Origin of the sequence: Saccharothrix syringae, assembly GCF_009498035.1 — a bacterium.
GTDB classification, from domain to species: Bacteria; Actinomycetota; Actinomycetes; order Mycobacteriales; family Pseudonocardiaceae; genus Actinosynnema; species Actinosynnema syringae.
In genome coordinates this window covers 5,882,393-5,908,817 of record NZ_CP034550.1, presented here as the reverse complement: position 1 = coordinate 5,908,817, position 26,425 = coordinate 5,882,393, and the positions used below count along the sequence as shown (strand labels likewise).

General features: G+C 73.7%; 26 protein-coding genes. 15 read left to right on the top strand and 11 right to left on the bottom strand.

The window, feature by feature from the left end; all coding sequences use genetic code 11:
- Nucleotides 1-187: 187 nt before the first annotated feature.
- The 4 genes from EKG83_RS25400 (at nucleotide 188) to yicI (ending at nucleotide 5,751) form a co-directional block, all read left to right on the top strand.
- Nucleotides 188-1,465, top strand: a complete 1,278-nt coding sequence (locus tag EKG83_RS25400; RefSeq protein WP_033434284.1) for an ABC transporter substrate-binding protein — start codon at nucleotides 188-190, stop codon at nucleotides 1,463-1,465.
- On the top strand, nucleotides 1,462-2,361 hold the full coding sequence (locus EKG83_RS25395) for a carbohydrate ABC transporter permease (RefSeq protein ID WP_033434283.1): 900 nt from the start codon (nucleotides 1,462-1,464) through the stop codon (nucleotides 2,359-2,361). Before EKG83_RS25400 ends, EKG83_RS25395 begins: the two co-directional genes overlap by 4 nt.
- Nucleotides 2,358-3,170 (top strand): carbohydrate ABC transporter permease, encoded by an 813-nt coding sequence (locus EKG83_RS25390; protein WP_033434282.1) that lies wholly within the window; start codon nucleotides 2,358-2,360, stop codon nucleotides 3,168-3,170. The genes EKG83_RS25395 and EKG83_RS25390 overlap by 4 nt, the downstream gene beginning before the upstream one ends.
- Before the next feature lie 283 nt (nucleotides 3,171-3,453).
- Nucleotides 3,454-5,751 carry an alpha-xylosidase gene (gene yicI, locus EKG83_RS25385; protein WP_051766689.1) on the top strand — a complete coding sequence of 766 codons (2,298 nt, stop codon included), beginning with the start codon at nucleotides 3,454-3,456 and terminating at the stop codon, nucleotides 5,749-5,751.
- Between the two features lie 54 nt (nucleotides 5,752-5,805).
- Here yicI and EKG83_RS25380 read toward each other — a convergent pair whose 3' ends face one another.
- The 4 genes from EKG83_RS25380 to EKG83_RS25365 form a co-directional block, all read right to left on the bottom strand.
- A complete protein-coding gene (locus tag EKG83_RS25380; protein ID WP_033434281.1) occupies nucleotides 5,806-6,666 on the bottom strand; it encodes a sigma-70 family RNA polymerase sigma factor in 861 nt (286 codons plus the stop codon).
- Nucleotides 6,663-7,055, bottom strand: coding sequence for a VOC family protein (locus tag EKG83_RS25375; protein ID WP_033434280.1), 393 nt, complete (start codon nucleotides 7,053-7,055; stop codon nucleotides 6,663-6,665). The genes EKG83_RS25380 and EKG83_RS25375 overlap by 4 nt, the downstream gene beginning before the upstream one ends.
- Nucleotides 7,056-7,149: 94 nt before the next feature.
- The gene (locus EKG83_RS25370; protein ID WP_228122196.1) at nucleotides 7,150-8,022 is read right to left on the bottom strand and encodes an NYN domain-containing protein; all 873 of its coding nucleotides are present in this window, start codon (nucleotides 8,020-8,022) and stop codon (nucleotides 7,150-7,152) included.
- 64 nt (nucleotides 8,023-8,086) lie between these two features.
- On the bottom strand, nucleotides 8,087-8,695 hold the full coding sequence (locus EKG83_RS25365) for a TetR/AcrR family transcriptional regulator (RefSeq protein ID WP_033434278.1): 609 nt from the start codon (nucleotides 8,693-8,695) through the stop codon (nucleotides 8,087-8,089).
- A gap of 85 nt (nucleotides 8,696-8,780) precedes the next feature.
- On the opposite strand from EKG83_RS25365, the gene EKG83_RS25360 reads away from it, so the two are divergent.
- From EKG83_RS25360 to EKG83_RS25350, 3 genes are all read left to right on the top strand, one after another.
- The gene (locus tag EKG83_RS25360; protein WP_228122195.1) at nucleotides 8,781-9,935 is read left to right on the top strand and encodes a DUF418 domain-containing protein; all 1,155 of its coding nucleotides are present in this window, start codon (nucleotides 8,781-8,783) and stop codon (nucleotides 9,933-9,935) included.
- A gap of 22 nt (nucleotides 9,936-9,957) precedes the next feature.
- Nucleotides 9,958-10,572: a DUF6518 family protein gene (locus tag EKG83_RS25355; protein ID WP_228122194.1), complete on the top strand. Its 615-nt coding sequence runs from the start codon at nucleotides 9,958-9,960 to the stop codon at nucleotides 10,570-10,572.
- 170 nt (nucleotides 10,573-10,742) lie between these two features.
- A complete protein-coding gene (locus tag EKG83_RS25350) occupies nucleotides 10,743-11,165 on the top strand; it encodes a pyridoxamine 5'-phosphate oxidase family protein (RefSeq protein ID WP_033434276.1) in 423 nt (140 codons plus the stop codon).
- Here EKG83_RS25350 and EKG83_RS25345 read toward each other — a convergent pair.
- A complete protein-coding gene (locus EKG83_RS25345) occupies nucleotides 11,159-11,857 on the bottom strand; it encodes an alpha/beta fold hydrolase (protein ID WP_033434275.1) in 699 nt (232 codons plus the stop codon). The genes EKG83_RS25350 and EKG83_RS25345 overlap by 7 nt on opposite strands.
- Nucleotides 11,858-12,005: 148 nt before the next feature.
- Between EKG83_RS25345 and EKG83_RS25340 the strand changes: the two genes are divergently transcribed.
- Complete coding sequence (locus EKG83_RS25340; protein WP_194282932.1) at nucleotides 12,006-12,644, top strand: winged helix-turn-helix transcriptional regulator; 639 nt, start codon at nucleotides 12,006-12,008, stop codon at nucleotides 12,642-12,644.
- On the opposite strand, the gene EKG83_RS25335 is transcribed toward EKG83_RS25340, so the two are convergent.
- Together EKG83_RS25335 and EKG83_RS25330 are read right to left on the bottom strand one after the other, a co-directional pair.
- Complete coding sequence (locus EKG83_RS25335) at nucleotides 12,641-13,636, bottom strand: LacI family DNA-binding transcriptional regulator (RefSeq protein WP_033434339.1); 996 nt, start codon at nucleotides 13,634-13,636, stop codon at nucleotides 12,641-12,643. The genes EKG83_RS25340 and EKG83_RS25335 overlap by 4 nt on opposite strands.
- Before the next feature lie 25 nt (nucleotides 13,637-13,661).
- Entirely contained in the window at nucleotides 13,662-15,572 is a 1,911-nt protein-coding gene (locus tag EKG83_RS25330) for an MFS transporter (protein WP_033434274.1), read from the bottom strand.
- Nucleotides 15,573-15,978: 406 nt separating this feature from the next.
- Between EKG83_RS25330 and EKG83_RS25325 the strand changes: the two genes are divergently transcribed.
- Both EKG83_RS25325 and EKG83_RS25320 read left to right on the top strand, forming a co-directional pair.
- Nucleotides 15,979-17,169 carry a glycoside hydrolase family 3 N-terminal domain-containing protein gene (locus EKG83_RS25325; protein WP_051766705.1) on the top strand — a complete coding sequence of 397 codons (1,191 nt, stop codon included), beginning with the start codon at nucleotides 15,979-15,981 and terminating at the stop codon, nucleotides 17,167-17,169.
- Between the two features lie 421 nt (nucleotides 17,170-17,590).
- Nucleotides 17,591-18,442 carry an alpha/beta fold hydrolase gene (locus EKG83_RS25320; RefSeq protein WP_033434273.1) on the top strand — a complete coding sequence of 284 codons (852 nt, stop codon included), beginning with the start codon at nucleotides 17,591-17,593 and terminating at the stop codon, nucleotides 18,440-18,442.
- A 479-nt stretch (nucleotides 18,443-18,921) separates the two neighbouring features.
- Here EKG83_RS25320 and EKG83_RS25315 read toward each other — a convergent pair whose 3' ends face one another.
- Nucleotides 18,922-19,341, bottom strand: a complete 420-nt coding sequence (locus EKG83_RS25315) for a winged helix-turn-helix transcriptional regulator (protein WP_033434337.1) — start codon at nucleotides 19,339-19,341, stop codon at nucleotides 18,922-18,924.
- Between the two features lie 75 nt (nucleotides 19,342-19,416).
- On the opposite strand from EKG83_RS25315, the gene EKG83_RS25310 reads away from it, so the two are divergent.
- Nucleotides 19,417-20,322, top strand: coding sequence for an NADP-dependent oxidoreductase (locus EKG83_RS25310; protein ID WP_033434272.1), 906 nt, complete (start codon nucleotides 19,417-19,419; stop codon nucleotides 20,320-20,322).
- Nucleotides 20,323-20,365: 43 nt separating this feature from the next.
- On the opposite strand, the gene EKG83_RS25305 is transcribed toward EKG83_RS25310, so the two are convergent.
- On the bottom strand, nucleotides 20,366-21,202 hold the full coding sequence (locus tag EKG83_RS25305; protein WP_033434271.1) for an oxidoreductase: 837 nt from the start codon (nucleotides 21,200-21,202) through the stop codon (nucleotides 20,366-20,368).
- An 88-nt stretch (nucleotides 21,203-21,290) separates the two neighbouring features.
- Between EKG83_RS25305 and EKG83_RS25300 the strand changes: the two genes are divergently transcribed.
- The 3 genes from EKG83_RS25300 (at nucleotide 21,291) to EKG83_RS25290 (ending at nucleotide 23,623) form a co-directional block, all read left to right on the top strand.
- Nucleotides 21,291-22,211 (top strand): LysR family transcriptional regulator, encoded by a 921-nt coding sequence (locus EKG83_RS25300; protein WP_033434270.1) that lies wholly within the window; start codon nucleotides 21,291-21,293, stop codon nucleotides 22,209-22,211.
- A 107-nt stretch (nucleotides 22,212-22,318) separates the two neighbouring features.
- Nucleotides 22,319-22,801 (top strand): carboxymuconolactone decarboxylase family protein, encoded by a 483-nt coding sequence (locus tag EKG83_RS25295; RefSeq protein ID WP_033434336.1) that lies wholly within the window; start codon nucleotides 22,319-22,321, stop codon nucleotides 22,799-22,801.
- Nucleotides 22,802-22,954: 153 nt separating this feature from the next.
- The gene (locus EKG83_RS25290; RefSeq protein WP_228122193.1) at nucleotides 22,955-23,623 is read left to right on the top strand and encodes an MOSC domain-containing protein; all 669 of its coding nucleotides are present in this window, start codon (nucleotides 22,955-22,957) and stop codon (nucleotides 23,621-23,623) included.
- A 642-nt stretch (nucleotides 23,624-24,265) separates the two neighbouring features.
- On the opposite strand, the gene EKG83_RS25285 is transcribed toward EKG83_RS25290, so the two are convergent.
- Nucleotides 24,266-25,402 (bottom strand): FAD-dependent oxidoreductase, encoded by a 1,137-nt coding sequence (locus EKG83_RS25285; RefSeq protein ID WP_033434268.1) that lies wholly within the window; start codon nucleotides 25,400-25,402, stop codon nucleotides 24,266-24,268.
- A gap of 103 nt (nucleotides 25,403-25,505) precedes the next feature.
- Between EKG83_RS25285 and EKG83_RS25280 the strand changes: the two genes are divergently transcribed.
- Nucleotides 25,506-26,099, top strand: a complete 594-nt coding sequence (locus EKG83_RS25280; RefSeq protein WP_033434267.1) for a TetR/AcrR family transcriptional regulator — start codon at nucleotides 25,506-25,508, stop codon at nucleotides 26,097-26,099.
- Here the strand turns inward: EKG83_RS25280 and EKG83_RS25275 are convergent.
- A complete protein-coding gene (locus EKG83_RS25275; RefSeq protein WP_033434266.1) occupies nucleotides 26,077-26,274 on the bottom strand; it encodes a hypothetical protein in 198 nt (65 codons plus the stop codon). The genes EKG83_RS25280 and EKG83_RS25275 overlap by 23 nt on opposite strands.
- Nucleotides 26,275-26,425: the final 151 nt, after the last annotated feature.

Genomic DNA, 26,425 nt, shown 5'->3' with positions numbered 1-26,425 from the left:
CCGGTGCGGTGAAGACCGGGTGCGCCGCGGCGGTCTCCGGCGGGTCGTCGACTGCGCTGCGTCAGCGCCCACCCCGGCGGTTCACCCTGCTGGTCTGTTGATCTCGGCACACCCCCCGCCCTACGGTCTGAGATGTCGATGCTATCGAAGCGCTTCGACAGGCCGGACCTCACCGCGGAGGACCCTGATGCGCAGACTCCTGGCCGCCGCCACCGCCGTCCTGCTGGTCGTGACCGGCTGCGGGGGTTCCGGCGACGAGGCGGGCGACGGCAAGACGCTCAAGCTCTGGCACTACGAGGGTCCCGACAGCGCGATGGGCGTGGCGTGGGCCGCGGCGATCGAGGAGTTCAAGGCCACCCACCCCGGCGTCGAGGTCAGGTTCGAGGAGAAGGGCTTCGAGCAGGTCCAGAAGACCGCGCCCATGGTCCTCAACTCCGCCGACGCGCCGGACGTCATGGAGTACAACAAGGGCAACGCCACCGCCGGTCTGCTGGCCAGGCAGGGCCTGCTGACCGACCTGAGCGCCGAGGTCGCCCAACGCGGGTGGGACAAGGAGCTGGGCGCCGGCATCGACACCACCGCCCGCTACGACGAGCGCGGCGTGATGGGCTCCGGCAAGTGGTACGGCGTGCCCAACTACGCCGAGTACGTGACGGTCTACTACAACAAGACCCTGTTCGACCGGCAGGGGCTGGCCGTGCCCACGACGCTGGACGAGCTGACCGCCGCGATGGCGAAGTTCGTCGCCGCCGGCATCACCCCGCTGGCCGTCGGCGGCGCCGAGTACCCCGCCCACCAGCTGTTCTACCAGCTCGCGCTGACCGAGGCCGACCGCGACTGGGTCGACCGGTACCAGCGCTACACCGGCGAGGTGGACTTCCACGACAACACCTGGGTCCACGGCGCCGAGACCTTCGCCAAGTGGCTGCGCGAGGGCTACCTGGGCAAGGACTCGGCCGGGATGAAGGCCGAGGACATGGGCCAGGCGTTCATCCGCGGCGAGTACCCGCTCATGGTCACCGGGAGCTGGTGGTACGGCCGGGTGCGGGCCCAGGTCCAGGGCTTCGAGTGGGGCACCTTCCCGTGGTTCGGCATGACCGCCGGCTCCAGCGGCAACCTGTGGGTCGTGCCCAAGGGCGCCAAGAACAAGGAGCTGGCCTACGACTTCATCGACATCACCATGTCGCAGGCCGTCCAGGACAAGCTGCGCGACGCGGGCGGCGTGCCTGTCGCGTCGGGCGCCACCCCGGCGGCCGACCCGAGGACCGAGCAGCTCAACGCCGACTTCCGCGAGCTGACCGCGGGCGACCGGCTGGCGTTCTACCCCGACTGGCCCGCGCCCGGCTTCTACGACGTGCAGGTCTCGGCGGTGCAGAAGCTCATCACCGGCGACCTCGGCCCGCACGAGGTGCTGACCGAGCTGGGCGACTACTACCGGGAGAACCGCTCGGGCACCGACCGATGATCCCTCCCGCCCTCCGCGACCGCGGCTCCTACCTGCTGTTCCTGCTGCCCGGCGGCCTGCTGCTGCTCGCCGTGGTGCTGGTGCCGTTCGGCATGAACGTCGGCATCAGCCTCACCGAGTGGTCCGGCGCGGGCGAGCCGGAGTGGATCGGCCTGGACAACTACGCGCGGCTGCTGTCGGACGGCACGTTCTGGGCGTCGTTCCGGCACAACGTCGGCCTGGTGGTGGCCATGGCGGTCCTGCCGACCCTGGCCGGGCTGCTGATCGCCGCCGTGCTGTTCGACTACATCGGCAGGCACTTCGGCATGCGCGCCGCCGCCGTGCTGCGGGCGTGCGTCTACCTGCCGCAGGTGCTGCCGGTGGCCGTCGCCGGGATCGTGTGGGGCTGGGTCCTGGCGCCGCGCGACGGCGCGCTCAACGAGCTGCTGCGCGCGGTCGGGTTCGACGCGCTGGCGGGCGACTGGCTCGGCGACCCCGACCTGGCCCTGTGGTCGGTGATGGGCGTGCTGCTGTGGATCCAGGTCGGCTACCCCGTGGTGATCTTCATGGCCGGCATGGGGCGGGTCGACCCGTCGCTGCACGAGGCCGCGGAGCTCGACGGCGCGTCGTGGTGGGGCCGGTTCCGCAACGTCACCGTGCCGCAGCTGCGCCCCGAGGTGTTCGTGGTCCTGCTGACCTGCACCATCGCCGCGCTCAAGGTGTTCGCCCCGATCTACGTGCTGACCAGGGGAGGCCCGGGTGGCGCCACCACCGTGCCGTCGTACTACTCGTTCCAGAACTTCTTCGAGCGGACCAGGGTCGGCTACGGCGCGGCCGTGGCGACGGTGCTGACGGTGCTCGTGCTGGTGCTGACCGCGGTGTTCCTGCGGGTGCAGGACCGGGGTGCGCGCCGGTGAGGCGGCACGCGGTGCTGTGGTCGGTGGTCGTGCTGGCCGTGGCGATGCTGGTGCCGTTCGCGATCGTGGCGCTCAACGCGGTCAAGACGCCCGCGGACTACGCCGCCAACGGGCCGCTCGCCGTGCCCGACCCGGTGTCGCTGGACGCGCTGATCGCCTTCTGGCAGCGGGTGGACTTCGGGCGCAAGCTGCTCAACAGCGTGGTGATCAGCGGTTCGGTGGCGGTGCTGGCGGTCGTGGTGTCGGTGTGCAACGCCTACGCGCTGGGCATCGGCCGGGTGCGCGGCAGGCTGTGGATCCTGGTGGTGTTCCTGGTCGCCAACACCCTGCCGCAGGAAGCGCTGGTCTACCCGCTGTACTTCCTGACCAACCAGGTCGGCCTCTACGACACCAAGACGGCCGTGATCGTCATCTTCACGGCCGTCCAGGCCGCCTTCGGCACCTACCTGCTCACCTCCACGCTCGGCGAGTTCCCCCGGGAGCTGCTGGAGGCGGCCCGCATCGACGGCGCGGGCAAGTGGCAGACCCTGGTGCGGGTGGTGGTGCCGGTCAGCAGGCCGACGCTGTCGGTGCTGTTCGTGTTCTTCTTCATCTGGACCTGGAACGAGTTCTTCCTCCCCATGGTGCTGCTGATCTCCAACGACAACCAGACGGTGCCGGTGGCGCTCGGGGTGCTCCAGGGCCAGCGGATGATGGACGCCACCACGACCGGCGCCTCCGCGCTGCTCGGCGTGCTGCCCGCCGTCGTGTTCTTCCTCGTCTTCCAGCGGGCGCTGGCCCGCGGTGTCACGGCGGGAGCGGTGAGGTGAGCGCTCCCCGTCCGGCGAACGAATTCCGCGCCTGGCGCGGCGACCTCCGCGTGCGGCGGTTCGCGCGATTACCCGGGCCGCGCCACCGCACCACCCGCCAGGTGCAGCGGGCAGGTCCCGACTCCTCCGCCTCCGGGATCGCCGTGCCCGGCACTTCGTCGGAGGGCGCCGGCCACCAGCCGCGCGACCGCACCCGACACCCCCGCGAACCCCTCGCCGCCGGTTCAGCGCCTTGGTCCCCTCCCGGCCGCGAACGGCCCGATCTCCACCGACAGGAGCGCAAGTGAAGTTCACCGACGGGTACTGGCTGCTGCGGCCGGGGGTCCAGGCCGCCCACCCGGTCCAGGTGCACGACGTCGTCGTGGGGGAGGGCGAGGTCGTCGTGCACGCGCCGACCCACCCCGTGCGGCACCGGGGCGACACGCTCAAGGGCCCGGTGGTCGCCCTGCGCCTGTCCTCGCCGATGCCCGACGTGGTCGGCGTGACCATCACCCACTTCGCCGGCGGCGCGGATAACGGCCCGCGGTTCGCCGTGGTCGCCGACCCGGGGCACGAGGCCAAGGTGGTCGACGACGACGCCGGGGTGGTGCTGACCGCGGGCACCCTGTCCGCGCACGTCCACCGCGGCGACCGGTGGCGGGTCGACTTCACCGCCGACGGGCGCAGGCTGACCGGCAGCGGCGCCAAGGGCATGGGCTTCATGACCGCCGACGGCGCGCACCACGTCCGCGAGCAGCTCGACCTGGGCGTGGGCGACGTGGTCTACGGCCTCGGCGAGCGGTTCGGGCCGCTGGTGCGCAACGGCCAGGTCGTGGACGTGTGGAACGCCGACGGCGGCACCAGCAGCGAGCAGGCGTACAAGAACGTCCCGTTCTACCTGACCAGCGGCGGGTACGGGGTGTTCGTCAACCATCCCGGGCGGGTGTCGTTCGAGGTCGGTTCCGAGGCGGTGTCCAAGGTCGGGTTCAGCGTGGAGGACGAGGAGCTGGAGTACTTCGTCATCTACGGGCCCACGCCCAAGGAGGTGCTGCGCAAGTACACCGCGCTCACCGGCCGGCCCGCGCTGCCGCCCGCGTGGTCGTTCGGCCTGTGGCTGTCCACCTCGTTCACCACCTCCTACGACGAGGCGACGGTGACCCGGTTCGTCGACGGCATGGCGGAGCGCGACCTGCCGCTGAGCGTGTTCCACTTCGACTGCTTCTGGATGCGCGAGTTCCACTGGTGCGACTTCACCTGGGACCCGCGCACCTTCCCCGACCCGGTCGGCATGCTCGACCGGCTGCGCTCCCGCGGCCTGCGCGTCTCGCTGTGGATCAACCCCTACGTCGCGCAGCGGTCACCGCTGTTCGCCGAGGGCGCCGCGGCCGGCTACCTGCTGCGCAGGCCGACCGGCGAGGTGTGGCAGTGGGACCTGTGGCAGCCGGGCATGGCGCTGGTCGACTTCACCAACCCGGCCGCCCGCGAGTGGTACGCGGCCAAGCTCGACGCGCTGCTGGCGCAGGGCGTGGACTGCTTCAAGACCGACTTCGGCGAGCGGGTGCCCACCGACGTGGTCTACCACGACGGCTCCGACCCCGAGCGGATGCACAACTACTACACCTACCTCTACAACCGGACGGTGTTCGAGGTGCTGCGCCGCAGGCGCGGTCCCGAGGAGGCCGTGGTGTTCGCCCGCTCGGCCACGGTCGGCTCGCAGCGGTTCCCCGTGCACTGGGGCGGCGACTGCGAGTCCAGCTACGAGTCGATGGCCGAGAGCCTGCGCGGCGGCCTGTCGCTGGGCCTGTCCGGGTTCGGCTTCTGGAGCCACGACATCGGTGGCTTCGAGGGCACCCCGTCGGCGGCGCTGTTCAAGCGGTGGACGGCGTTCGGCCTGCTGTCCTCGCACAGCAGGCTGCACGGCAGCGGCTCCTACCGGGTGCCGTGGCTGTTCGACGAGGAGGCCGTGGACGTGCTGCGGCGCTTCACCAAGCTCAAGCTGGGCCTGATGCCCTACCTGGACCGGGCCGCGCGGCAGGCGGTGGAGGCGGGCGTGCCGATGATGCGCGCGATGGCCCTGGAGTTCCCGGACGACCCCGCGTGCGCGTACCTGGAGCGCCAGTACATGCTGGGCGACGACCTGCTGGTGGCGCCGGTGTTCGCCGACGACGGCGAGGTCTCCTACTACGTGCCGGAAGGTACGTGGACCCACCTGCTGACCGGGGCCGAGGTGACCGGCCCGCGCTGGGCGCGCGACCGCTGCGACTTCCTCACCCTGCCGCTGCTGGTGCGGCCCGACACCGTGCTGCCCGTGGGCGCGGTCGACGACCGGCCCGACTACGACCACGCCGAGGGCGTCACGCTGCGGGCGTACCGGTTGGCGGACGGCGACCACGTGACGGTGGTCGGCGGCACGACCTTCCGCACCCGGCGGCGGGGTGACCGGATCGAGGTGGGGGCCGACACCCCGCCGACGCACTGGCGGCTGCTGGTGGTCGGCGCCGGTTCGGTCGACGCGGTGGAGGGGGGACGGACCCGGCCGCACCCCGACGGGGTGCTGGTCGAGGCCGGCGGTGGTGCGGTGACCCTGACCGGCGTCCGGTGATGCGCGCGGCGGTGCGGGCCCGGCGATCCCGGGCCCGCACCGCCCGGCGGGGGATCAGTGCATCGAGGCGAGCTTGGCCGGGTCGACGACGATGTGGATGGCGGTGATCCGGCCTCCGGCGACCGTGAAGGCGATGGCGGACAGGGGTGTCCCGTCGGGGCGCCAAGACAGGTGGCCGGGGATGCCGTCGACCAGGACGGGGCGGTGGTGGGCGGCCTCGCCGGAGAACGTGCGGGCGCCGGCGGCGACCTCGGTGGCACCGAGGGTGACGATCACGCCGCCGGGGGTGTCGACGGTCAGTTCCACGTTCGGGTCCAGGACGCGCAGGAGTGCTTCGAAGTCGCCGCCGAGGGCGGCGGCGCGGAAGGCGTCGACGACCTCCCGGTGTTCGCGGCCGGGGGCCGCCGGCCGGTCCGCGGCCCGGACCTTGCGGCGGGCGCGGCTGGCGATCATCTTGGCGGCGTCGCCGGACTTGCCCAGGATCCGGCCGATGTCGTGGAAGGGCACCGCGAACATGTCGTGCAGGACGAACGCCAGGCGCTCGTTCGGGGTCAGGGTGTCGAGCACGACGAGCAGGGCGAGGCCGATCGAGTCGGCCAGCGCCGCCTGCTCGTCCGGTGCGGGGCCGTCGTCGGGCGTCACCAGCAGGTCCCCGGACTCCTGCCCGTAGGCGGTCTCCGGGCGGGCGCGGCGGGATCGCAGGACGTCCAGGCTGATCCGGCCGACCACGGTGGTCAGCCAGCCCGCCAGGTTGTCGATCGACGCCGCGTCCCGGCCGACCAGGCGCACCCAGGCTTCCTGGACCGCGTCCTCGGCGTCGGCGTGCGAGCCCAGCACGCGGTACGCGACGGCGCGCAGCCGGTCGCGCTGGGCCTCGAACGCCTCGGCCACGAGGTCGGAGGGGTGGGCGGTCACGCCGTGCGCCGCTCGCGCAGCGAGATCCGGTTGCCGTCCGGGTCCACCGCCTCGACGCGCAGCCCGAACGGGTAGTCCACGGGTTCGGGCTCGGTGAAGGTGACGCCACGCCGGCGGAAGGTCTCGAAGTCCTCGCGCAGGTCGTCGGATTCGAGGATGAGCGGACCGGGCGCGACGGGCGGGCCCGCGTCGGCCGGCTGTCCCGCGGAGGCCGCGTGCGACCACAGGACGACCTGCACCGGGCTGCCGGGCACGCCGACGGTGAGGAAACGGCCGTCGGGCCCCGGGAAGTCGATCCGCTTCTCCAGGCCCAGGCCCTCCGCGTAGAACTCCAGCGCACGGTCCTGATCGGTGACGTAGACCGTCACGTACATGATGTTGGTCAGCATCCTCGCCCCACCTCGCTCGTCGATGTGACGACCGGACGTGCCCGGTCGTCACCCCCATGACGAGCACGGCCGGGAGAAGGTAACAGGACCGGCGTCATGGTGTCCGGTGCGACATCGCCGAATCGGGCTCGGTTCGGATCGAGTAGGCCCGCGGGTACCTGTGCCCCGGCGGCGGGACGGGTGAGCCGGTGAACGACACCGGCGTCCCGCTGGGCAGCATGGTCCGGCTGCCCGGCAGGTCGTCGCGGGAGGCGAACCACGAGCCGCCGCGGGTGTCGGTGATGAAACCGTGCGACTGCCCCGGCTGCCAGCCGGTCACGGTGCCCCGGCGGCGGCCGCGCGGGGTGCCCGCGGGGGAGGCCGCGGCCTGCCGCGAGGCCACGAACGGGGACCGGAGCGGGGAGTCGGCGCGGTCGGCGGGGGCGAACAGGTCGTCGAACGCGGGCGTCGAGGTTGCCGCCGCGCGCAGGGGAGCGGCGGTACGCGGCGTCCACTCCGGCGGGGACGAGGACGGGAACCACGGCATCCGGGGCTCGACCACCGGGACGACCACGCGCACGCCGCGCGTGGTCAGCCTGCCGGCCAGCGGGGTGAAGTCGGCGTCCCCGGTGATCAGGACGACCCACTGCAACGGCGAGGTGGTGGCCCGGTCCCACACCTCCAGTGCGAAGTGGACGTCCACGCCCTTCTCCTTGCCGCCCAGCAGCGGGAGGTCGTGCCGGGTGACGCCGGCCGCGGCCAGGGCCGCGTCGAAGGACGTCGCGGGGGTGTCGATGCGGCCGCGCACGTAGTGCGCCTCCGGCACGACGCACTCCTCGAAGGGGTGACCGGTCTCGGTGTGGACGTGCCAGCGCAGCGCGTCGTGGAGGCCGTCCAGCGAGATCCGGGCCGCCCGCGGGTGCACGGTCGCGTAGAAGTCGCTCAGGTACGCGAACCACGTCCCGTCGTAGAACACACCGATGCGCACGAACGCTTCCTCCACCAGGTCGGCAGGGGCCCAGGATATCCGGGGGAGGGAACGGTGCCGGCGGTCAGGATTCGGGTTGGGCCTCGTGGCGCAGGAGTCGGGCGAGGATCAGGTGCAGTGACTCGCGTTCGCGCTCCGGTGCGAAGCCCGCGTCCACCGCGACGCGGTTGAACAGGCCGTCCACCAGGGTGGCGAGCCAGGTGGCGGTCGTGGTCGGGTCCAGGCCGGGGTCGATCCGGCCTGCCCCGGTCGCCCGCGCGACCAGGTCGGCCAGGCCGGAGCGCACCGACCGGTCGTTGGCCGCGACCAGGGCCGCGATCCGCTCGTCGCGGTGGGCCTGGGCGGAGATCTCCAGGGCGAGGCGGGCGTAGTCCGCGTCCGCGGCCAGGTCGACCACCAGGTCGAAGAACCGGGTCAGCGCGTCCCACGGCTCGGCGGCCGACAGGCCGGCGAACAGCGCCTCGGTGTCGACGCCGTCCTGCTCGACGACCGCGGCGAAGATGTCCTGCTTGCTGCCGAAGTAGTAGAACAGGTTGCCGGGGCTCATCCCCGCCTCGGCGCAGATGTCGGCGGTGCGGGTCTGGCCGAACCCCTTGCGCGCGAAGCACCGCGCCGCGGCCGCCAGGATCTGGAGTCGCTTCGCCTCGCGCTTGGCCGGGTCCACGGTGCGCATGGGTCCGATTCAACCAGGGGGTTGACGGTGTGGATCGTGCGCCCTCAATATTAGACCGACTACTCGGTTTATGAAAGGCGGACCTGTGTCCGACCAGTACCGCCTCGTGCGGTTGGACGCGCTGCGCGGATTCGCGCTGTTCGGCATCCTCGCCGTCAACGCGTGGGTCTTCGCGACCGGCTACTACGGCTCCGGGATCGCCGATCCGGCACGCGACCCGGCCGTCCAGTGGATCGTCTCGATGTTCTTCGAAACCAAGTTCTACCTGCTGTTCTCCTTCCTCTTCGGCTACAGCTTCACGCAGCAGATGGACTCCGCCGCCCGCGCCGGCGTCGCCTTCCGGCCGCGGATGCTGCGGCGGCACCTCGGGCTCGCGGCGATCGGCGTCGCGCACGCCGTGCTGCTGTTCCACGGCGACATCCTCACCACCTACGCCCTGCTCGGCCTCGTCCTGCTGGCGCTGCGCGGCATCTCCCCGAGGCGCGCGGTCCGGCTGGCGGTGGGCCTGATCCTCGTCAGCGGTGCGTTGTGGACCCTGCTGGGTGTCCTCGACGTGCTCACCCGCGCCCCGGCCGACGCCGCCGCGGTGTCCGCGCAGGTCGCCGAGACAGTGGCCGCCTACCGGGGGAGTCCGGGGACGGTGGTCGCCGAGCGCCTGCGACAGCTGCCCGCCACGCTCGGGTTCGTCGTGTTCGTCCAGGCGCCCAGCGCCCTGGCGATGTTCCTGCTCGGGTTCGCGGCGGGCAGGCGGCGGGTGCTCGCCGAACCCGGGCGGTACCGGGCGCTGTGGGCGTGGCTGCTGCGCGTCGGCGCGCCGATCGGGCTCGCGGGGGCCGGTTTCTACGCCTACGTCGCGGTGAACCACCCCGGCAGTCCTGTCGAGACGGTCGCGATCGGGGTCAGCATCCTCACCGCTCCGCTGCTCGCCGGCGGGTACGTCGCCGTGCTGCTACGCCTGTTCGACACCCGAGCCGCGGCCGTGTTCGCCCCGGCGGGTCGCGTCGCGCTGTCGAACTACATCCTGCAGTCGGTCGTGCTGGGCGTTGTCTTCACCGCGTACGGATTCGGCCTGATGGGCACCCTGTCCTACGGCGCGGTCGCCGGGCTCGTGGTCGGCATCTACGCGGTCCAGCTCGCACTCAGCGCGCTGTGGCTCCGCAGCCACCGCTACGGACCGCTGGAATGGCTCCTCCGCGCGGTGACCACGGGCGCGCGGCCCGTGGCCGCTCGCCAACTATGAACTGTGTGTATAGTTGCTGTCCGTGACGACTGTCAGGCAAGAGCGCCGTGTTCAACCGCCAGTGTTGGCCCTTGTAGGTGGTCTGCTGCTGGGTGTGCTGACCAACCTGGCGCAAGGCGTGCTGCCGGGTGCGTGGAACCAACTGGCCAACTCCGGTGCGGTGTGGACGGTCGCCGCGTTCTGCGCGGGGGCGCTGCTGTCCCGCTGGGGGATGGTGGTGTCGCTGGTCGGCGGGCTGTGCGCCGAGTGCGGCCTGGTGCTCGGCTACTATGGCTGGGCCGAGCTCGGGCGTGACGGCATGGGCGACTGGTCCTGGCCGCTGGTGTGGCTCGCGATGGCCTTCCTCGCCGGTCCGCTGTTCGGCGCGGCGGGTGCCTGGTGGCGCGCCAGCGGGCGGAGGTGGCAGCGGGTCGCGGGGTTGGCCGTGCTCGCGGGCGTGTTCGGCCAGGAGGGCCTGCACTACGCCCTGGTGTTGGACTACGAGGCTCAGGCGTGGGTGTGTGGCGCGGTGTTCGCCTTGGTGCCGCTGTTGGGGCGCACGTGGCCGGAGCGGGCGATCACGTTGCCGGTGGCGGCGGTGCTGGCGGTGCTCGCCCACGTGGTCGTCGGGTCGGCGCTGGGTGGGCTGAGCGCGTAGTCGGAGGTGGGCGGCAAGCCTCGGGTGCGTCTTCCCGCCGTACAAGGCGGTTCGCGACTGCTGCGCAACGCCCGGCGGCTTCCCCGGCCGGTCGAGCCCGGATCGGGAGCCGCTGCGGAGCAGGTGTTGGTTTACGTTGACACCGTTCCCTACGACCGGAGAGGCCGCGGATGAGCGACGACGCACTGACCGCCGAGGACCTGGAATTCCTCCGACGCCCCCTGCACGGTTTCCTGTCCGTGGCCGCCGGGCCGGTGCCGGCGCAGCCCCGGCCGGTGTGGTTCGAGGCCACCGACGAGGGCACGGTGCAGCTGTTCACCGGCCCGGGCACGGTCAAGGTGCGACGCCTGCGCCGCGACCCGCGCGCGTCGCTCGTCGTGGCCGCCCCGGTCGGTGAGCGCGAGCGCTGGGTGTCGGTCGCCGGCCGGGTCGCGATCGAGCCCGACGGCGCGCACGACCTGTGCACCCGCCTGGCCGCCCGCTACTGGGACCTCGACGACCCGACCCGTGCCGCCGAACTGGCCGCGATCCTGGCCGAGGACCAGGTCCGGCTCGTCATCCACCCGGAGGTCGTGCGCCGCTACACCTACTGACCCGACACCCCGGTCCGGTAGCGCTCCAGCCACTCGACCAGCTCGGCCGGGCGGGCGAGCGCGGGCAGGTGGCCGCCGGGCATCTCGTCCGGGGTGATGCCCAGGCGCTCCTTGACCACGCGCCGCTGGAACTCCGCCGGGAACAGGCGGTCGTCCTGGCAGAGCAGGAACCTGGTCGGCACGTCCGGCCACGCCCCGAGCGGCCAGGGCCGGCCGAACGGGGTGCCCGACTGGGCCGGCCACCCCTCGGCCGCCAGCGGCGCGGCCACCTCGGCGGGCACGTCGTGCAGGAAGGTGAAACCCAGGTCCCACGGGGCGTCCGGGTCAAGCCCGTGCGCCTGCCTGACCTCCCGTTCGGCCTGCACCTGGCCGGTGTTGGCCCACCAGTCGCCGGGGGCCTCACCCGGCGCGGGCACCATGGCGGCGACCAGGACCAGCAGGTCCACCGGTACGCGTTCGCACACCAGCGGCGCGGTGAACGCGCCCAGCGAGTGGGCCACCAGGACCAGGTCGCGGCGGTCGCCGATCGCGGTCACGACGGCGTCGGCGTACTCGGCCAGGCCGGCCGAGTCGTCCGCCGCGGGCAGGTCCGCGGCGACGACGTCGTGGCCGCGTCGGCGCAGCAGCGGTTCGACGAACCGCCAGAACCCGGCGTCGCCGCCGGCGCCGGGGACGAGGACGTAGGTCGCCACGTCAGCCTCGCCTCCGACCGGCGGATCCCCGGACGTTCGCGTGGCCCTGCTCGGCGTGTCCCCGTAACGAGGTCATCGCGGTCATGAGTTCCCCCTGGAACCGATCTGGTCCTAAACTAGGACCAGAAGGTATGGCAAAAGGAGTGCGATGTCGAGTCGGGTGTACGACGACCCCTGCGGGATCGCCCGCGCGCTGAACCTGGTCGGCGACCGCTGGGCGCTGCTGGTGGTGCGGGAGCTGCTGTTCGGCCCCAAGCGGTTCACCGACCTGCGGGCCGGGCTGCCCGCCGCGAGCCAGAACGTGCTGTCCCACCGGCTCCGGGAGCTGGAGGCCGCCGACGTCGTGCGCCGCCGCGCCACCGGGGCGCCGGTCTACGAGCTGACCCGGCGCGGCGCGCGGCTGCGGCCGGTGCTGCTGGAACTGGCCAGGTGGGGGAGTGCCACGCCGGTCGGCTCGACCGCGGAGCTGAGCGTCGCCGCCCTGCTGTTCGCCCTGCTGACGACGTTCTCCCCGGACCGGGCCGGGGACCTGCGCGGCACCTTCGAGCTGCGGGTGGACGACGAGCCCTTCCGGGTGGCCGTGGACGGGGGACGGGTGGACGTCGTCGCGGGCGCCCCGGCCGAACCGGACGCCGTGGTCGACACCGACCGCGCCACGCTGCGCGAGCTGGTCTTCGGCGGCGCGGGCCTGCCGGACGCCGTCGCGGCGGGGCGGGCGCGGGTGGCGGGCGACGAGCAGGCCGCGGCGCGGCTGCTGACCCTGTTCCCCCGGCCCGCCGCCGACTAGGTCGCCGGGCCGGTGCTGCCGCGCGCGGTCAGCCGCGGCGGCAGCAACCGCACCTCCGGCGCGCCCAGCCCGTCGAGCTGCCGCACGGCCAGGTCGACGGCCAGCGCGCCCAGCTCGTCGGCCGGGATGTCCACCGACGTCAGCGGCACGGCGTGCGCCTCGGCCAGGTCCGGCGGGCACACCGCGAGCACCGACACGTCCCCGGGCACCCGCGCGCCGCGCCGCTCCAGCTCCGACAGCAGCGGCCCCAGCACGGCCTCGTTGTGCACCACCAGCCCGGTCACCCCGGCCGGCAGCCCGTCCAGGCACGCCCGCAGCCCCTCGTAGGTGGGCGGGCAGGCCAGCACGGCGGCCCGCACGCCCCGCCGCGCCGCCGCCTGCTCGAACCCGCGCCGGAACCGGCCCGCGTAGCTGGTGCCGCGCCGGTAGACCGCGGGGGAGGGGCCGATCAGGGCGACCCGCCGGTGGCCCAGGTCGGCCAGGTGGGCCAGGCAGTCCGCCCCGGCGGCGACGAAGTCCAGGTCCACGCACGTCAGGTCGCGCACGTCGTCCGGTACGCCGATGAGCACCGAGGGCCGCTCCAGCGACCGCAGCACCGGCACCCGCGGCTCGCCCGCCTCCACGTCCATCACGATGAGCGCGTCGGCCAGCGCGGAGGCCGCGACCCGGTGCAGCCCCTCCGCGCCCTCGTCCGCGGTCAGCAGCAGCACGTCGTGGTCGTGGTCGCGGGCCCGCGCGGCGGTGGCGCCGACGAACCGCATCACCACCGGCACGTTCTGGTCGGCGCGCAGGGGCGCCACCAGGGCCAGCACGTTGGTGCGCTTGCCCGCCAGCGCCCGCGCGCCCGCGTTCGGCCGGTACCCCAGCCTGCGGATGCTGCGCTGCACCCGGAGCCGGGTCGCGTCGGAGATCGCGCGCTTGCCCGACAGCACGTAGGACACGGTGCTCGGCGAGACGCCCGCTGCTCGCGCGACGTCGGCGATGGTGACCACCCGGTGGATCATAGGTCGACCGGGTTCACGCCACGGGCAGGTCCAGGTCCACGGTGCGGCGCTGCGGGGTCACCACCACGTCGGTGGCGTGGGCGACGTCCGACCCCGGCGGCAGCACGGTGAGCACGTAGCCGCCCAGGGGCGGCAGCGGCAGCGCGTAGCGGCCCTGCCGGTCGGTGCGCGCGTGCTCGGCGGTCTCGCCGGCCGGGCCGGTGAGGGTGACCAGGGCGTCGGCCACCGCGGCACCGCCGTGGCGCACCACGCCGACCAGCTCCCGCCGGTCGCACAGCACGATCCGCTGCGGCCGGTCGGCGCCCAGGTCCAGCACCCGGGAGCGGGGCGACCAGCCGTCGGCCGAGCACACCACCAGGTAGCGGCCCCGACCGGGCAGGGCGACCGACCACGTGCCGGTGTGGTCGGTGCGCGCCCAGTCGACCCGCCGCCCGCGCAGGGTCAGCACGGTGACCACCGCCAACCGCACCGGGTGGCCGTCGGGCGTGACGACCTCGCCGCGCGCCACCACCTCCCCGGTCTCGTCGCGGGCGGGCGAGGGGACCGCGGTCACCTCGCGGCCGGGCAGGGCGGTGGCCAGCAGGGCGGCCAGCACCGCCGCCGCGGCCGCGATCCAGGAGACCCGGGCGAACGCCGCGGCGGTCGGCGCGGCCACGCCCGCGGTGGTGACGGCGCCCGCGGTCAGGACGGCGGCGACCACGGCGCTGGAGGAGGACGTGCCGATCGAGCGCACCAGCGTGTTGAGGCCGTTGGCGGCGGCGGTCTCGGTGATCGGCACGAAGCGCATCACCAGGATCGGCATGGCGGCGAACGCGATGGCCGTGCCGACGGAGATGACCGTGGTCCCGGTGACGAGCTGCCACAGCTGCCCGGTGAGCAGGGCGCGCGCGGCGTAGCCGACCGCCATCACCAGCGACCCGACCATCAGGGTGATCCGGGCCCCGTAGCGGCGGGTGACCGCGGCCGAGACCGGCGCGAGCAGGACCATGACCAGGCCGCCGGGCAGCATCGCGAGACCGGCCGCGGTGGGCGGCAGGCCGAAGCCGACGCCGGTGGCCTCGGGCAGTTGCAGCTCCTGCGTGCTGACCAGCAGGTTGGCGTACATGGCGAACCCGGCGAGCAGCGACGCCACGTTCGTCAGCAGCACCGGGCGGCGGGCCGAGGTGCGCAGGTCGACCAGCGGGTTGCCCACCCGCAGCTCCCACGGCGCGGTCGCGGCGAACCCCAGCACCGCGACGACCAGGCACAGCAGCGTGGCCCGGCTGGTCCACCCCCACGCCGCGCCCTTCGAGATCGCCAGCAGCAGGCTGGTCAGCGCCACCGACAGCAGCACCGCGCCCACCAGGTCGAAGCGCCCCGGGGAGCGCACCGACGACTCCGGCACGACCAGCAGCACCGCGGCCAGCATCACCGCGCCCATCCCGGCCGAGACCCAGAACAGCGAGTGCCAGTCCAGCGCGGTGGCGATCGCGCCGCCCAGCGGCAGCCCGGCCGCCGCGCCGATGCCGAGGGTGGCGCTCATCAGCGCCACGGCCGAGCCGACCCGTTCCTTCGGCAGCTCGTCGCGCATGATGCTGATGCCCACGGGGATCAGCGCGGGCGCGAAGCCCTGGAGGGCCCGGCCGGCCATCATGCCGCCCAGCGAACCGCTCAGCGCGCACACCACCGAGCCGACCACCAGCACGCCGAGGGCGAGGGCCATGACCAGCCGCTTGCCCACCATGTCGGCGACCTTGGACAGGATCGGCGTGGCCACCGCGCTGGTCAGCAGCGTGATGGTCACCAGCCACGAGGCGTTGTCGGCGGTGGTGCCCAGCAGGGTGGGCAGCTCGGGCAGCAGCGGGACCACGAGGGTCTGCATCAGCGACACGACGGTCCCGCACAGGCTGAGCACGGCGATGACGAGTCCGACGGGGCGCTTCACGCCTGAAGCTTAGCGTTACTAACTGACCTCTGTCGGTCTCCGACCACCGGGTGGGAGGGGTGGGCGGTCAAGGCGTGTGGTGAGCGGCTTAAGCAGTTAAGAAAGTGACCATGAACAGTTGAACGCTCTTGTCGGATTTCGGACGAGAATCGGTCACCAGGTTGACTTAAGCGTTAAAGCTGGTGAGTATTCGGGCTCGCCGCGGTTCTCCGCCCCGTCCGACCGGGTGCGGTCGCCCGCCTCAGGTGCGGCCGCCTTCTCGTGGGCCGCTCCGGCCGGGTCCTCTCCCACCGCGGCCGGGGCGGCCCACCACCTCGTGGCGCGGCTTCGCCCGACCGCCCCCTGTGACGTGTCGCTCGCCCGCGCGTCCCGGTGCGCCCGGGACCGATGACGTAGTTTGGGTGCCGTGCGGACCGAGCGGCCGAACAGGCACCACGGCGGCCCGAACGCCGGTACGAGGGCGTGGCTGGTGTTCACGGCCGTCGGCGCGCTGCTCGCGGCCCTGCTGCACGACCCCGGCGCCCTGGTGACCGGGCGCCCCGTGGCCGCGCCGACGACCGCGTCCCCCTCGCCGTCCTCCGAGCCCACCGCCGCACCCGCCCCGGCACCCGACCCGTGCGCGGTCAGGACCGCGGCCCTGCCCCTGCGCGCCCGGCTGGCCCAGCTGCTCATGGTCGGCGTCGACCCGCGCGGCACCGGCGACGCGCTGGGCGTGGTCGGGCGGGAGCAGGTCGGCGGCATCTTCATCGGCGGCGACGACACCGCCCTGCTCACCGGCGGCCTGGACGCGGTGCGCGCCGCGGCCGCGCTGCCGCTGACCGTCGCCGTGGACGACGAGGGCGGCCGGGTGCAGCGGGTGGAGGAGCTGGACGGCCCGCTGCCCAGCGCGCGCCGGATGGCCGCGGACATGTCACCGGAGCAGGTGCGCGCCCTGGCCCGCGACCGGGCGCGGGCGCTGCGCGTGCGGGGCGTGAGCATGGACCTCGCCCCCGTGGTCGACACCAGCGGCCAGCCCGACCGGACGGTGATCGGCGACCGGTCGTTCAGCCCCGACCCGGCGGTGACCGCCACGTACGCCCAGGCGTTCGCGGAGGGGCTGCACGAGGAGGGCATCACCCCGGTGCTCAAGCACTTCCCCGGCCACGGCAACACCAGCGGCGACTCGCACCAGGGCGCGGTGACCTCGCCCGCGCTGGACGCGCTGCGCCAGGGCGACCTCCTGCCCTACCGCGACATCGGCCGCTACGGGCGGGTCGTGGTGATGCTGGGGCACATCGCCGTGCCGGGCCTGACCGGCGGCCGCCCGGCCACCCTGAGCGCCGAGGCGTATGCGCTGCTGCGCGGCGAGTTCGGCTTCACCGGCCCGGCCATGACCGACGACCTGGGCGCGATGCGCGCGGTGACCGACCTGGTGGACCTGCCCGAGGCGGTGCGGCAGGCGCTGGCCGCCGGCGCCGACATCGCCCTGTGGTCCTCCGGCGGACGCACCGGCGAGGTGCTGGACCACCTGGAGACCTCGGTGGCGTCCGGCACCCTGCCCGCGACGCGCGTCGACGAGGCCGCGCGTCGAGTGCTGGCCGCGAAGGACGCCTGCTGACGGTGCGCGGGCGTCCCCGCGCACCGTGGCGTGGTGCCGGGACAGCGCCGGTTCCTCCGGGAAGGCCGACGCGGGCGGGATCGGCACCCGGTACAGGCCGTACGGGCAGGTGATCCCGATCGTGCCGTCGTAGGCCGTGCACCGCACCCCGATGACCCACCACCCGTCGGTCATCGGCTCCTCCGGCGTGCTGGAGCAGGACGGTTCCAGCCGCGTGACGACGGTCTGGTTGGCGTGCCGCAGCGTAGGGCGAAGCCCAACCGGTCGACGGCGCCGATGTCGACCGCGGACCGCTCGGCGACGACCCCCGCCGTGTCCGCGGGCCGCCCCGCGCCCGTCGCACCCGTCAGCCGCCCGAGGCGTGACGAACCGCTTACCTACTCGTTGGTTAAGCAAGATGACCGACGGAAGGGGTAGCGGCATGGCGACCGAGCGGTTGCTGCTGGGGGACGGGGCGGAGCTCCACGTGGTGCGCAGCGGTCCGCCCGAGGCGGAGCTGACCGTCGTCCTCGCGCACGGCTACGCGCTGGACCACCGCAGCTGGCACCGGGTCGTGGCCGCGCTGCCGGCGTCGGTGCAGGTCATCTCCTACGACCACCGCGGGCACGGCGCCTCGTCGCCCGCGGACAAGGAGACCGCGACCATCGAGCAGCTGGGCGACGACCTCGGCGAGCTGGTCGAGCGGCTGGTCGAGCGCGGCCGGGTGGTGATCGCCGGTCACTCCATGGGCGGCATGGCGGCGATGGCGATGGCCGAGCGCCGGCCCCGGCTCTACCGGCAGGTGGTGGCGGGCGTGGTGTTCGTGTCCACGGCCTCGACCGGCCTGGCCGAGACGTCGCTGGCCTGGCCCAAGTCGGTGGGCAAGCTGGTGCGCGAGCTGGAGCGGGCGTTCGGGCCGCTGGTGCGCACCATCCGGGAGAAGATCGAGCCGGCCAAGACCGCCGGGTTGCGCTGGTGGCTGTTCGGCGACGAGCCGCGCCAGGAGGACGTGGACCTGACCGCGGACATGGTGTGGGCGCACTGGCCGGAGACCGTCGCGCTGTTCCGCCCGGCGGTCGACCGCTACGACCGGGAGGCGGCGCTGACCGTGGCGGGGGAGCGGCCGGTGATCGCGATCGTGGGCGACGAGGACCGGCTGGTGCCCGAGTCCAACGCCAAGGAGCTGGCGTCGATCGTGGGCGGCGAGTCGGTGGTGGTGGAGAACGCGGGCCACATGCTGCCGCTGGAGGCACCGGCGGAGGTGGCCGCGCAGGTCATGGCGCTGGCCGGCTGAGGCGGAGGGGCGCTTGAGGTGCCGCGACCCGGTGCGGGCTCGACGCCCGGCACCGGGTCGCGGCCCGGTTGGCGGGGGAACGCGCCCGTCGTCCGCGGTTGGCCGTGGAAGGAGTGGTGGAACCGGAGGGAGGTCCCGTCGACGCCGGGCGCGACGATCCTGGTTGCCGAGGTGTCGCGCGAGATCGGAGTGCCGTCGCCGGTCTGGAGCAGGCGCCGGGGCCGGGTACCGAGGTCGAGTTCCCGGTGGAGAGCGGGTCCCGGTCCAGGTGGTGGCCGGGTGCCCAGGACGGCGGCGGCCGGCAGCAGGGCGGCTCCGAGCGCGGGTGATCGGCGGGCCGGGGCATCGGTACCTCCGAGCCGGGGACGCGGCGGGCGACCACCCGCCCCTGCCACCGGCTTGGCGGCCCGCGCGAGGACGGTGTTGAGCCGAAGGTGTTCGGCCGGCGGGAGCACGCCGAGCGGGGTCGCGGTGCGGGGTCAGGACGGGCGTCCGGGCCGGTCAGGTCCGGCCTGGTCGTACTCGACGCGGGCGGACCTCACCTGCTCGATGTGCGACTCGGCCCACGCCTTGATCGACGCCACGACCGGCAGCAGGCTGCGGCCCAGGGCGGTCAGCTCGTAGTCCACCCGCACGGGCACCGACGCGGTCACGGTCCGGGTGAGCAGGCCGTCGCGCTCCAGGCCGCGCAGCGTCTGGGTCAGCATCTTCTGGCTGACGCCCGCGATGGTGCGGCTCAGCTCGCCGTAGCGGCGGGGGCCGTCGGCCAGGGCGGTGAGCACGAGGGTGACCCACTTGTCGGCGATGCGGTTCAGCAGCTGCCGCGCCGGGCACTCGGCCAGGTAGGCGTCGTACGCCTGGCGCTGTCGGGCGCGTTGTTGCGCGGCGGTCGTCGTCATGCCCACCTCCGGGTGCGGTACGCACTTTCAGGTGCCTACTTCCTGTCGGAGAGTAGCTTTCCTAGCGTTCCGGGGGTGAGAGCCGTGGTGGTGCGCTCCTACGGGGGCCCTGAAGTGCTGGAAGTGGCGGACGTCCCGGAGCCGGTGCCGGCGGCCGGGCAGGTGCTGGTCCGGGTCGCCGCCGCCGCGGTCAACCCGGTGGACCTGCAAACCCGGTCCGGTGACCTGGCCGGGCTCATCCCGGCCCGGGACGTGATCGGCCTGGGGTGGGACGTGGCCGGGACGGTCGGGGCGGTCGGTCCCGGGGTGGCCGGGTTCGCGGTGGGCGACCGGGTGGCGGGGCTGTCCGACCGGTTGGCGCTGCCCGCGAAGACCCACGCCGAGCAGGTGGTCCTGGACGCCGACGCGGTCGCTTCGTTGCCTGTGGGGGCCGACCTGGTGGCCGCCGCGACGCTGCCGCTGAACGCGTTGACCGCCGCCCAGGCGCTGGACCTGGTGCGGGGGGAGACGCTGCTGGTCACCGGCGCGGCCGGCGGTGTGGGCGGGTACGCGGTGGAGCTGGCCGCGCGGCAGGGTATGCGGGTGGTCGCCGCTGCGGGCGACGGTGACGAGCAGGTGGTCCGCGAGCTGGGTGCGACGCACTTCGTGCCCAGGTCGGCGGAGCTGGGCACGGCCGTGCGCCGGCTCGTGCCCGGTGGGGTGGACGCCGTCGTCGACGCGGCCTCGCTCGGGTACGCGGCGCTGGACGCGGTGCGCGGCGGTGGCGCCTACGTGGCCGTGCTGGGCGGTGCGCCCCTGCCGCTGCGCGGGATCCGGGTGTCGAACGTGTGGATCCGCGCCGACGGTGCCCGGTTGGCCGAGCTGGTCGCGAGTGGGCTGCGGACGCGCGTCGCGGGCACCCTGCCGCTGGAGGAGGTGGCCGAGGCCCACCGGCGGCTGGCCGGGGGTGGGGTGCGCGGACGGCTGGTGCTCGTGCCCTGACGAACCGGTGGCGCGGCCCCGGGCCGCGCCACCGGCCGGGGCGTCAGTCGAACTTCGTGTCGCGGGCGACCCGCTCCCACGTGGCGATCTCCGCGCGCACGGCGTCGAGGTGGCCGAGGATCCCGTCCACCGAGTCGTCGCCGAGCGGGAGCCGCAGCGGGGTGTGGTCGGCGTCGAGCGCGGTGCGGATGGCCGCGGCCGCCTTGGCCGGGTCGCCCGCCTGCCCGCCGTGCCCGGTCCTGACGAACTCCCGGGTCCGGCCCGAGCTGCCCGCGTAGGCCGGGTCCTCGGCGCTGAAGTGGGCCGCGCCCGCGCCGAACAGGTTCGTGCGGAACGCGCCGGGCTCCACCACGAGCACCTTGATGCCGAACTCGCGGACCTCGTCGGCCAGTGCCTCGGACAGCCCTTCGAGCGCGAACTTCGTGGCGCTGTAGGCGGAGAACCCGGCGAACGAGAGCTGCCCGCCGACGCTGCTCAGGTTCACGACCGCACCGCCGCGCCGGGCCCGCATCGACGGCAGCACCGCGCGGATCAGCGCGGCCGGGCCGAAGAAGTGCAGGTCGAACAGGTACCGCAGCTCGGCCTCGGTGGTCTCCTCGACCGCGCCGACCTGGGTCCGGCCCGCGTTGTTCACCAGCACGTCGATCCGGCCGTGCCGGGCCAGCACGTCCGCGACCACCTCGTCGACCCGCGCGGTGTCGGTGACGTCCAGCCGGACCGGGTCCACCCGGTCGGGGTGGGCGGCCACCAGGTCGGCCAGCGCCTCCGGGCGGCGGACGGCCGCGACCACGGTGTCGCCCGCGGCGACCGCCTCCTCGGTGATCGCCCGGCCGAAGCCGCTGTTCGCGCCGGTCACCAGCCATACCCTGGGGTTGTTCATCGAACTCGCTCCTCGTGCCGTTCAGCTGCGCACACTGTGCTCAACGGAACGGGCACCAGTCCAAGATCCACTGTGATAACCAATGGCTATGGACGTGCACGGGCGGGACCTGAACTACTTCGTCGCGGTCGCCGAGGAGCGGCACTTCACCCGGGCCGCCGAACGGCTGTTCGTGTCGCAGCCCGCGCTGAGCAAGCAGATCCGCGCCCTGGAGCGGCAGCTCGGCGCGCCGCTGTTCGAGCGCGACCGGCGGCAGGTGCGGCTGACCCCGGTCGGCGCCGCGCTGCTGCCGCACGCCGAGCGGATCGTCGCGGAGTGGTCGCGGGCGCGGGCGGCGGTCGAGTCCGCGAAAGCCGCCCGGCGGACGACGCTGGTGGCGGGCATGAGCACCAGCCCCGGCCGCGGCCTGCTGTCCGCCCTGCGGATGCGGTTGGTCGTGGGGTTCCCCGACGCCAGGCTCACCCCGCGCCAGGTCGGCTGGGGTGATCCGACGGCCGGGCTCGCCGACGGCTCGGCCGACGTCGGCTTCGTCTGGCTGCCGGTGCCCGACGCGGAGCGGTACCGGTGGGTGGTGGTCGCGCGGGAACCGCGACTGGTGGCGCTCCCCGCCGGGCACCCGCTGGCCGGCCGGGAGGGCGTCGACTTCGCCGAGCTGCTGGACGAGCCGTTCCTCGCGCTCCCGGAATCCGCCGGCCCCGCGCGGGACCACTGGCTGGTGACGGACGCGCGCGGCGGCCGGGAACCGGTGATCGGCGCGGAGATCTCCAGTGCCGAGGAGGCCCACGAGGCGGTGGCGAACGGCGACGGCGTGGTGCTGCTGGCCGCCGGGAACGCGCCGCTGATCGCCAGGGACGAGGTGGTGGTGCGCCCGGTCACCGGGGTGGCGCCCTGCGAGCTGGCGGTCGCCTGGCGGGCGGACGACACCCGACCCCTGGTCCTCGGTTACGCCCGCGCCGCGGCGGACTACGCCCGCGCGGTGGCGCTGCCCGGGGCGGGCGCGAGACCGTGACGGTCCGATGTGGACTGTGTTGGGCGTCACACGCCCGGCTTGTCACAGGATCGGGCTCGCCGCCATCTGGTGTGCATCCAGTGCACACCACGAGGGAGGACGACGTCATGAGCACCCGGTTCAACCTGTTCGACAACGAGGTCGCGCTCAAGTTCGCCAAGCGGTTCGCCAACGCCGGGCTGGTGGTCCGGCAGTCGACGCTGCCGAGGTCCACGCAGGAGCTGGTGTCGTTGCGCGCCAGCCAGGTCAACGGCTGCGGGTGGTGCATCGACATGCACGTTAAGGAGGCCGCGGCCGCCGGTGAGGACCCGGTCCGACTGCACCTGGTCGCCGCCTGGCGGGAGTCCACGGTGTTCACCGAGGCCGAGCGGGCTGCGCTGGCGCTGGCCGAGGAGGGCACCCGGCTGGCCGACGCGCACGGGGGCGTGAGCGACGAGACGTGGGCGCGGGTGCGCGAGCACTACGACGACGACCAGGTCGCGGCGCTGGTGTCGCTGGTCGCCCTGATCAACGCGGCCAACCGGCTCGCCGTGATCGTGCACCAGAAGGGCGGTTCCTACCAGGTCGGTGCGTTCGCGGCGTTCGAGTGAGCGGCGGGCGGGCCCGCTGCTTGACCGCCTCGGGCGGCCGCTGCCACGATGCGGTCACGGGGCCGAGAGGCGCTGCGACGGACGAGGTCCGCCACGCTCGGTCCCGGCTCCACCGGCATCAAGGGCGCCTCCGTTCCCCTGGGAGGCGTCGTGGTGGTCGGTCGGGTTCACGCGGTCCACCGGTACCCGGTCAAGTCGATGGCGGGCGAGGTGCTGGAGGCGGCCGACCTGTCGTGGCACGGGGTGGTCGACGACCGGCGGTGGGGTTTCGTGCGCGAGGGCCGCGTGCGCGACGGGTTCCCGTGGCTGACCGCCAGGCAACGCCCCGACCTGGTGCTGCACCGGCCCCGCCTGGTGGGTCGGACCGTCGTGGTGCGCACGCCTGCCGGGCGGGAGCACGACGTGGCGGACCCGGCGCTGGCCGCGCTGCTGGGCGCGCGGCCCATGAAGCTGGACCGGGGCACGTTCGACTCCGCGCCGGTCTCGCTGATCTCCACGCGCAGCGTCGCGGCGGTGGGCGCGGGTGACGCGCGCCGGTTCCGGCCCAACCTGGTGGTGGAGACGGACGGCGACGAGGACGACTGGGTGGGGTGGGCGGTGGCGGTGGGCGGGGCGGTGCTGCGGATCGACCGCCGGGACCGGCGGTGCGCGGTGGTGTCGGTGGACCCGGACACCGGTGAGCGCGACCGGTCGGTGCTGCGGGCGATCGCCCGTGGGCACGACATGGCGTTGGGGGTGTACGCGTCGGTGGTGGTGCCCGGCCGCATCGCCGTCGGTGACGCCGTGGTGCCCGTGTCGGAAGGGGCGCCGGCACTGCTCTGAATTCCGGCGCCGCTCGCGTTGTCAGCGGCTGTCTGGATACCCGGCTTCGTTCATCCGAAATGGATGATCACGCCTGCGGCCGGCGATGACCACGACAACGCGACACTGCGACGTTCACCTTAATGGATTGATCCGTTTGGGGTTGCAGTTCACAGCCCGTCGCCGATGTTCTTCATGACGGTGCGCACCGCCTCCCACTCCAGGGAACCCGTCGTGGTGACGGGGTGAGCGAAGGAGCAACGCCGCGACCGGCCCCGCCGTCGGCGTGCTCGACTCGACCGTCAACACGGTCGAGAAGACCGCTCAGGGCGGCCTGAACAACGTCGAGGACGTGTTGAACGGTCCTATCCTGAGTCACAACAATCACCTGTTGGACATTCTGTAGTCGGTGAGCCGGTACTCGTACCGGGCACCCGTCGCCGGTTCGGCCGGCATCCAAGCGGCCGAACCGGCGCTCGTGTCCCTCGCCGGGAACCCATCGAGGTGAGCGTCTCGGCGTCGCCGTGGACGTTCACGATCACCTGGTTGGTGGTGTGGGCCTGGCACCACGTTGCCGATGTGCTCGGCGTGGACGGTGTTCGTGCCGGTCACCGCCGTGCCGGGGGCGGCCGTGGTGCGCCGGACGACCTCGCCGACGGTGTCCTACGCAAGCTCCGGGCCGAACTCCGGTACCTCGGCGGACAGCAGGTGCTCGGCACCGCCTTCGAGGGCCTTCGCCGTCTCGGTGGCGCGGGGGAGCATGGTCTTCTCGTAGGTGCGGAGGGCGTCGTCGACGGTGGCGGAGTTCGCCAGCGCGAGGGCGAGTTCGGCGGCGTCGAGCATGGCGAGGTTGACGCCGACGCCGAGCGGCGGCATGAGGTGGGCGGCGTCGCCGAGCAGGGTCACCGTCGGGTCGGGCTCCCACGTGTGCGGGACGGGGAGCGCGAAGATCGGGCGGTCGACGTAGGGGCCGTCGTTGTCGGTGATCACCCGGCGCAGGCGCGGCGACCAGTGGGCGTACTCGTCGAGCAGCAGGGCGCGGAGGCCCTCGGTGTCGTCGGCGGTCAGGCCGCTCGCGCGGATCCAGTCGACCGGGACCCTCCGCACGAGGTAGGCGCGGATGCGGTTCCCGCTGTTGCGCTGGGCGAACAGGCCGCGGTCGCCGTCGGCCGCGGCGGCGCTGCCGGGGCCGACGAGCTCGGCGAGGTCGGGGTGCCGGTCCTCGACGTCGGAGAACCAGGCTTCCAGGAAGCTCACCCCGGTGTGCTCCGGGACGGCGGGCGACACGGCGGGGCGCACCCGGGAGAAGGCGCCGTCGGCGCCGATGACCAGGTCGGCCTCGACGGTCGTGCCGTCGGCGAAGCGCAGCAGCCGCGGCCCCTCCGCGGGTCCCTCGACCGCGTCGAGGGCGCGGCCCCAGTGCACGGTCCCCGGCCGCAGCGAGCCGAGCAGCAGCTCCCGCAGCCGGCCGCGGTCGATCTCCGGCTTGACCAGCTCGTCGGCCTCCGGGACGTGGTGGAACGTGAGCCTGCCGGCGGGGTCCAGTTGGCGCATCTCCTGCCCCTCGGGGCGGGCCAGCGCGAAGAACTCGTCGAGCAGGCCCGCCTCGCGCAGGGCGACCTGGCCGTTGTCGGCGTGCAGGTCGAGGGTGCCGCCCTGGTCGCGCGCGTCCGGGCCGGGGTCGCGGTCGTGGACGGTCACCGCCAGGCCGTGCCGCTGCAGGACGCGGGCGCAGGTCAGGCCGCCGGGGCCGGCGCCGATGACGCTGATCCTGGCGCGGGCGGGTGCGGGGGAGTTCATGGTCGTTCCTCTCGGTGGGGTCGTGCCCCAGCTAAGCGGAACGAGTGGAAAAGTGCAACAAGTCAACTTAGCTACGCGTGTCACGTTCGGATACGCTCAAGCCATGACCGTTCCCCCCGTCGGCCGCCGCGAGCGCAAGAAGGCGGCCACCCGGCAGGCGATCGCGGACGCCGCGCTGCGGCTGTTCCTGGAGCGCGGCTACGACCAGGTCGGCATCCGGGACGTCGCCGACCTGGCCGACGTGTCGACCACCACGGTGTTCAAGCACTTCAGCGGCAAGGAAGCGCTGGTGTTCGACGAGGAGGAGGACCGCGAGGCGGAACTGGTCGCCGCGGTGCGGGGACGAGCCGACGGCCAGGGCGTCCTCGACGCCCTCCGGCGGCACGTCCTGGACACCTGGCTGCCGGTGGCGGCGCACCCGCGGGCGGCCGAGTTCGTCGCCCTGGTGGACTCCACGCCGGCGCTGCGCGAGTACGCGGAACGCATGTGGACCCGGCACACCGACAGCCTCGCCGCCGCCATCGCCGGCGAGTTCGGCGTCGACCACGACGACCTCGCCTGCGCGGCCCTCGCCCGGTTCGTGCTGCAGATCCCGGCGCTCACCCGCAACCGGCCGGACCGCGAAGCCGCCGTCGGGCAGGTCTTCGACATCCTCGCGCGCGGCTGGGAACCGCCTAGCGGTCGACCGTCCCGGTGACCACCAGGAACCAGATCCGGCCCGCGGTCGTCTCGTCCCACCGCGCCAGCGCCAGGGCCAGCGCGAGCACCAGCAGCGCGGCCGCCGTCACCACCCGCTCGCACAGCGCGTCCACGCCGTCCGGTGACGGGTCGTCCCGGCGCAGGAGGTCTTCCCGCCCGTCGTGCAGCCTCATGTCGCCACGCCCCCCAACGTGGTTGTCGAGAACCACTCGCCGGAGCACGGCGTGAACGGCGTCGGCCGCGGCACCAGCCGGCTCGGGTTCCCCGGTACCGAGCGTCACCACGACCATGCCCGAGGTGGGCGGATCAGGTCAAACATTTGCG